This is a genomic window from Myceligenerans indicum (genome assembly GCF_016742955.1).
Classification (GTDB): Bacteria; Actinomycetota; Actinomycetes; order Actinomycetales; family Cellulomonadaceae; genus Myceligenerans; species Myceligenerans indicum.
The window spans coordinates 1-5,463 of sequence record NZ_JABBYC010000098.1 but is presented as its reverse complement, the minus strand read 5'-3'; the positions used below and the strand labels follow the sequence as shown (position 1 = coordinate 5,463).

The following is a 5,463-nucleotide window of genomic DNA, read 5'->3' as shown; positions in this document are numbered from 1 at the left end:
AGATGTGTATAAGAGACAGGTGCCCGGGAGGGCGGGACGGACGGTGCCGGTGGGCGGGCCGGCCCGGCCGTGCTGGTGCCGGAGCGCACGATCGTGCGGGTGAACCCGCCCGGTACCCCCGATCACGAGGCGGATCTGGCGGCCGTGCGTGCCACGCCGTTCCGTACGGTGATGGTCGCCAAGGCGGACGCGAGCCTGCCCGCCCTCGACGGGCTGGACGTCGTGGCACTGTGCGAGACGGCGTCGGGCGTCGTGGACGCGGCTGCGCTCGCGCGGCGGGACGACGTGGTGGCGCTGATGTGGGGTGCGGAGGATCTGGTCGCTTCCCTGGGCGGCACGTCCAGCCGGTTCGGGCCGGGGGAGCGGGCCCCCGGGGTGTATCGCGACGTGGCGCGGCAGGCGCGGTCGACGGTCCTGCTGGCCGCGGGGGCGGCCGGCAAGCAGGCGATCGACGCGGTGCACCTGGACATCGCGGACCTCGACGGCCTGCGTGCCGAGGCGGTCGATGCGGTGGCCTCGGGCTTCGCCGCCACGGCGTGCATTCATCCGCGGCATGTCCCCGTCATCCGGGAGGCCTACGCCCCGACCCCGGCCGAGGTGGCCCGTGCCGAGGCGGTCCTCGCGGCCGCGGCGGACCACGAGGCCGGGGGAGGCGCGGGCGTGTTCGCGCTGGACGGCGTCATGGTGGACGAGCCCGTGTTGCGGCACGCCCGCGCGGTGCTGTCCCGCGCGGTCGGCTGACGGGCCCCGGTCCGCCTGTTTCCGGCGGTCTGCGCGCCTGCTCTGGCCTGCTGTCTCCCGTGCCCGGGGCTGCCTGAGGCGGATCGGGTCCCGTCTCGGTGGGCCGCCCGTCGAACGCACGCTCCCGGGCGGGCGTCCGACGCTATCCTCGGGCGGGTGTGACGGACCGGACAGCACAGCGAGCCGGACTTTTCTCGACAAACCAGTCGACCGCCACCTAAACTGGGAAAGAAATCGACACGGGGTGCCGCCGCTGTGGCAGCTGAGAACACACCCGTCGAACCTGATCCAGGTAGTGCCGGCGAAGGGAATGTCGAGATGCGCAGAGCTGCGGTTCTTCACGCGACAGGGGCCGCGGTCCCGGCGGTGACGCCATGAGCGTCCCCCGCGTGCTGTCGATCGCCGGGTCCGACCCGTCGGGCGGGGCGGGGATCCAGGCCGACCTGAAGGCGATCGCCGCCCACGGCGGGTACGGGATGGCGGTGGTCACGGCTCTGACCGCGCAGAACACCCAGGGGGTGCGTGCGGTCCACGCGCCGCCCGCGGACTTCGTCGCCCAGCAGCTGGACGCGGTCAGCGACGACATCGACATCGACGCGGTCAAGATCGGGATGTTGGGTGGGGCGCGCACGGCCGACGTCGTGGGCGTCTGGCTGGAGCGGGTGCGTCCGCCCGTCGTGGTGCTCGACCCCGTCATGATCGCCACCAGTGGTGACCGCCTGCTGGAGCCCACGGCGGAGGCCGCCCTGCGCGACCTGCTGTCCCTGGCCGACGTCGTGACCCCGAACATCCCCGAGCTCGCCGTGCTCACCGGCGGGCCCGAGGCCGTCACGTGGGAGCAGGTGATCGCCCAGGCGCGGGAGGTGGCGGCGGTGCACGACGTGCTGGTCCTGGCCAAGGGCGGCCACCTGCTCGCCTCGGACACGCCGGACGCCCTGGTGTCCGCCCACGGCGAGGTGGCGGGCGTCAACGGCCCGCGGCTGGTGGCCACCAGCACGCACGGCACCGGGTGCTCGCTGTCGTCGGCGCTGGCGACGCTGCGCGTCGTGACGGGTTCGTGGCCCGAGGCGCTGCGGCGTGCGACGACGTGGCTGCGCGCGGCGATCGCCCGGGGCGAGAGCCTGCGGGTGGGCTCGCGCGGCGGTCACGGCCCGGTGGACCATCTGGGCATGCTCTGGGACGCGGCGGGTCTGAGGGCCCGGGCTCTGGAGGCGTGAGGGCGCCCGGACCGGCCGCCTACCCGACGATCAGGCCGACGGAGGCCACGATCAGCGCGATCCCGGCCACGGCCCAGGCGATCACCGCGTCGCGGCGCGCTCGGGCCTGGACCCGCTCCAGGGCCTGGTGCAGCACGGTGATCTCCTCCCGGGCGGTGCGCAGCCCGGCGAGAGTCGCGTTCGCCGCCGCGTTCGCCGCCGCCGCGTCCTCGCGTGCCGCGCGAGCGTCGGAGGTCGCCCGGTCTGCGGTGATGGCGGCCTGGGAAGCCGCGCCCGCGGCCTGAGCGGCGGCGGCCTCCGCGGCCTCGGCGGCGCGGCGCAGGTTCTTGTGGTCCTTGCCCTCGACAGGGGCGTGCACCATCGCGGAGCCCCCGACGCGGGCGCCGTCCGCGCCCGCCGGGTCGCTCATCCCGGCGTCGACCGTGGGCTGGGAGACGGTCGCGTCCCCGGGCGGCTCGGTGCCAGGTTCCGGAAGATCGGTTCTTGACCGCTGTGTCTGCATCCCGGCCTTGAGGTCAGCCAGGATCGGCCGGGGGTCCCAGGACAGGCGCTGGGGCTTGTGCATCGCGTGTCGGGGGGAGTCGTCGAGGGGCGCCATGGCGACGAAGTTACCAGCGCAGACGCTCCCCGCGGTCCGTTTCGCCGGGATTTGGGGTGCCGGTTTCCGGGGCGCCGGAACGGGGCGTGCGGGGGCTGAGCGTGCGGGGACCGGACGTGCCTGGACCGGACGCGTCAGAGCACAAGGGCTGCGCCGAGGGCAGCGAGTGCCAGGACGACGGCGACCACCGCGACGATCGTGGCCGTGCCCGCCTTGCGTGCCGCGCCAGCCGCTTGCTCGCGTGCCTCGGCGGCGGACCGCTGCGCGGCCGCGGCGGTGGTCTCGGCGGCGTCGAGCGACGTGGTGAGCCGCGAGATCTCGTCCCGCTGGGCCGCGGACGCCGTGCGCAGCGCGCCGACCCCCTCCTCGGTGGCCTCCTCGGCGGCCGCGATCCGCCGCTCGACGCCGTCGAGCCGCGCGGCGGTCTCCTCGTGGGACTCGCGGACCTCGATGCGAGCCGCGTCCAGGTCCTGCTGCGCCGACGTCGCCGCGGCGGCCGCCTCGTCGGCGCGGGCGCGGGCACCGGCGACATCCTCGCCGGTACGCCGGTCGAGCTCGTCGAGCCGCGTCAGGAGTTGCGCGGCGGCGTCGCCGCCCGCGCCGGCCAGGTCGCGCCTGCCGGTGTCGAGGAAGGCGTCGGCCCAGGTGCGCCGCTTGCGGCTGATCCGGTTCCGCCGTGGCTGCTCGTCCTCGGCGTCGTCAGGGTCCCCGGCGTGCGCGGCGGCTTCCGCGGCGGCGCGGACGTGCGGGGGGATGTCGACGGACGGTGCGGGGTAGTCCTCGGCGTCGCCGGGTGCGTCGCGGGTGGTGTCACCGCTGCCGCTGGCGGAGTCCGGGATCTTGATCGGGGCGGTCAGGAGCTCACGCAGCCGCTCGATGCGGCCGTCGTCCTCGGTGGCGTCACCGTCGTCAGATGGGATCTGGCGCTCGTCGCTCATGGGGGAAACGTACTGCTCTGCCGGTTCTGCGTCGACTATCTCGGCAGGCGCGGCGTTTCGCCAGTCAGTGGCTTTGCCGTGCCGGGTGCTCGTGGACCGTCTCCTTGGGAACCTGACCGGTCAGAAGGTGGTCTCGGGCGCCGAGGCCCTGGTCGACGAAACCTACACCTACGACGCCGCAGGAAACCGCCTGTCGCGTACGTCGAACCAGGCCGACTCCAGGACGACGACCTACACCTACGACGTGCGAAGCCGGCTGACAGGCTGGCAGGACGCGACCGGTATCCACACCCTGGAATGGGATCCGGCCGGGAACCTGACTTCCCGCGATGGTGACCAGCGCACCCATGACGCACGCAACCAGCTCCGCTCGGTCGGCGACCGCACGTACTCCTATTCCGCGGACGGCAACCGGATCGCTGCGGGTACCACGACCTACGACCACGACCCGTTCGGGCAGTTGACCAGGTCGGGGACCAACAGCTACCAGTACGACGCACTCGGACGCCTCTCGTCGACCGGGGACAAGACCCTGACCTACGCGGGCTTGGAGCGAGATGCTTCGGAGATCGGGTCATCGCCGGTGGTTCGCGACCCGCGCGGGCGCATCATCGAGATCCAGGGCGGCAGGGGAATCACCGACCCGCATGGAGATGTGATCGCGGTCCTCGACGGGCCCACCGAGCGGGTCGTTTCCTTCGATCCGCTGGGACAGGCCTCCAGCACCGGAGCCGATCAGCTCGGTTTTCCAGAACGACTTCACCCACGACGGCCTCGTCAACATGGACGCCCGTTGGTACGACCCGGAGACCGGCGGGTTCCTGACTCGTGACGACATCGCTCTGCCTGTCGACCAGCTGAACAGGTACGCCTAGGGCCTGGGCAACCCCGTGCAGTACTCCGACCCGTCGGGACACTGCGTCGGGCCGGGGGTCGTCCTGCTCGGTACATGTATCACGGCAGGGGAGGCGCTCTTCGGAGGACTGGCCATCGGCGCTGCAGCCGGCGCGAGCGTCGCCTTGTCCCAGCCGACGTACTACGGATCGGGCTACGGGTTCGGAACGATCCCGAACCTGAGCCAGTACTCCTACTCCTACCCCGGGACGAGCTACTCCACATCGATCAGCGCCGGTTCGATTTCCCAAGCCGGCGCGTGGACCTGGGGAGGCACGAGCGTGGCCGCCGCATCGGCGAGCACGTCATCGACCTACCGCCCCCGCTCATACTCGTTCGACACCGACCTCGCCGGCTTCAGCGGGAGCATGGCGGGGGTCAGCGCGAGCATTGCCGGGATCGACGCGAGCATGGCAGGCCTCGACGCAAGCCTTGGGGGCCTCACCCCGTTTGGTGGACACGCTGATACTGGATGTCTGATCCAGGGAAGCGAGTTCTGTAACTGATGGCAATGAAGAACTACCCTGAGGAGTTCAAGGCCGATGCTGTGGCCTTGTACGAGTCGACTCCCGGGGCCACGATCAAGGGCATCGCCCAGGACCTGGGCGTCTCGCGCGAGACGCTGCGGCTGTGGGTGCGCCGGGCTGCTGAGAAGCGTGGCCAGCTGGCTGTGACCGGCCGGGCGGGGCCCGAGGTGACGGAGCCGGCCGCCTCGCCGGTGCGGTCCGGCGGCCGGGTCGGTCAGCTCGAGGCGCGGGTGGCGGAGTTGGAGGCCACCAACCGGCGTTTGGAGGCCGAGAAGCGGACGCTCGCGACCGAGCGGGAGATCCTGCGCAAGGCCGCGAAGTATTTCGCGGGAGAGACGACCTGGTGAGCCGCTTCCAGTTCGTCGCCGAGCACTCCAGCGCCTACTCGGTGAAGCGGCTGTGTCAGGTCCTGGGCGTCAACCGGTCCTCGTACTACAAGTGGCTCACCGGCGCTGCCGCCCGTGCCGCGCGGGCGGCCGATGACGCCGTGCTCGCCGATCGGATTCGGCAGTTGCACCGCGAGGATCCCGCCCTGGGGTCCCCGCGGG

General features: G+C 72.5%; 7 protein-coding genes, 1 pseudogene and 1 riboswitch. Of the genes and pseudogenes, 6 read left to right on the top strand and 2 right to left on the bottom strand.

Features of this window, described 5'->3' with window-relative positions; all coding sequences use genetic code 11:
- Window positions 1–72: 72 nt before the first annotated feature.
- Both HGK34_RS21825 and thiD read left to right on the top strand, forming a co-directional pair.
- A pseudogene (locus HGK34_RS21825) lies at window positions 73–741 on the top strand (HpcH/HpaI aldolase/citrate lyase family protein); the annotation flags it as partial.
- A 230-nt stretch (window positions 742–971) separates the two neighbouring features.
- Window positions 972–1,069, top strand: a riboswitch (TPP riboswitch).
- Between the two features lie 46 nt (window positions 1,070–1,115).
- Window positions 1,116–1,958 carry a bifunctional hydroxymethylpyrimidine kinase/phosphomethylpyrimidine kinase gene (gene thiD, locus HGK34_RS21820; RefSeq protein ID WP_201851456.1) on the top strand — a complete coding sequence of 281 codons (843 nt, stop codon included), beginning with the start codon at window positions 1,116–1,118 and terminating at the stop codon, window positions 1,956–1,958.
- A gap of 19 nt (window positions 1,959–1,977) precedes the next feature.
- On the opposite strand, the gene HGK34_RS21815 is transcribed toward thiD, so the two are convergent.
- Window positions 1,978–2,556 (bottom strand): hypothetical protein, encoded by a 579-nt coding sequence (locus tag HGK34_RS21815; protein ID WP_201851444.1) that lies wholly within the window; start codon window positions 2,554–2,556, stop codon window positions 1,978–1,980.
- Between the two features lie 134 nt (window positions 2,557–2,690).
- The gene (locus tag HGK34_RS21810; RefSeq protein WP_201851442.1) at window positions 2,691–3,494 is read right to left on the bottom strand and encodes a hypothetical protein; all 804 of its coding nucleotides are present in this window, start codon (window positions 3,492–3,494) and stop codon (window positions 2,691–2,693) included.
- On the opposite strand from HGK34_RS21810, the gene HGK34_RS21805 reads away from it, so the two are divergent.
- The 4 genes from HGK34_RS21805 to HGK34_RS21790 form a co-directional block, all read left to right on the top strand.
- The gene (locus HGK34_RS21805; RefSeq protein ID WP_201851439.1) at window positions 3,493–4,326 is read left to right on the top strand and encodes an RHS repeat domain-containing protein; all 834 of its coding nucleotides are present in this window, start codon (window positions 3,493–3,495) and stop codon (window positions 4,324–4,326) included. The two genes, HGK34_RS21810 and HGK34_RS21805, sit on opposite strands and share 2 nt — an antisense overlap.
- Window positions 4,327–4,384: 58 nt before the next feature.
- Entirely contained in the window at window positions 4,385–4,894 is a 510-nt protein-coding gene (locus HGK34_RS21800; RefSeq protein WP_201851437.1) for a hypothetical protein, read from the top strand.
- A gap of 5 nt (window positions 4,895–4,899) precedes the next feature.
- Complete coding sequence (locus HGK34_RS21795; RefSeq protein ID WP_201851435.1) at window positions 4,900–5,262, top strand: transposase; 363 nt, start codon at window positions 4,900–4,902, stop codon at window positions 5,260–5,262.
- A partial coding sequence (locus tag HGK34_RS21790; RefSeq protein ID WP_201851433.1) for a transposase occupies window positions 5,259–5,463 on the top strand: 205 nt, incomplete at its 3' end. The genes HGK34_RS21795 and HGK34_RS21790, both read left to right, overlap by 4 nt.

Bases quoted from the DNA above. Each gene is read 5' to 3' on its own strand.
- HGK34_RS21815 (WP_201851444.1), bottom strand. From the start codon at position 2,556: ATGGCGCCCCTCGACGACTCCCCCCGACACGCGATGCACAAGCCCCAG.
- thiD (WP_201851456.1), top strand. From the start codon at position 1,116: ATGAGCGTCCCCCGCGTGCTGTCGATCGCCGGGTCCGACCCGTCGGGC.
- HGK34_RS21805 (WP_201851439.1), top strand. From the start codon at position 3,493: ATGGGGGAAACGTACTGCTCTGCCGGTTCTGCGTCGACTATCTCGGCA.
- HGK34_RS21795 (WP_201851435.1), top strand. From the start codon at position 4,900: ATGAAGAACTACCCTGAGGAGTTCAAGGCCGATGCTGTGGCCTTGTAC.
- HGK34_RS21810 (WP_201851442.1), bottom strand. From the start codon at position 3,494: ATGAGCGACGAGCGCCAGATCCCATCTGACGACGGTGACGCCACCGAG.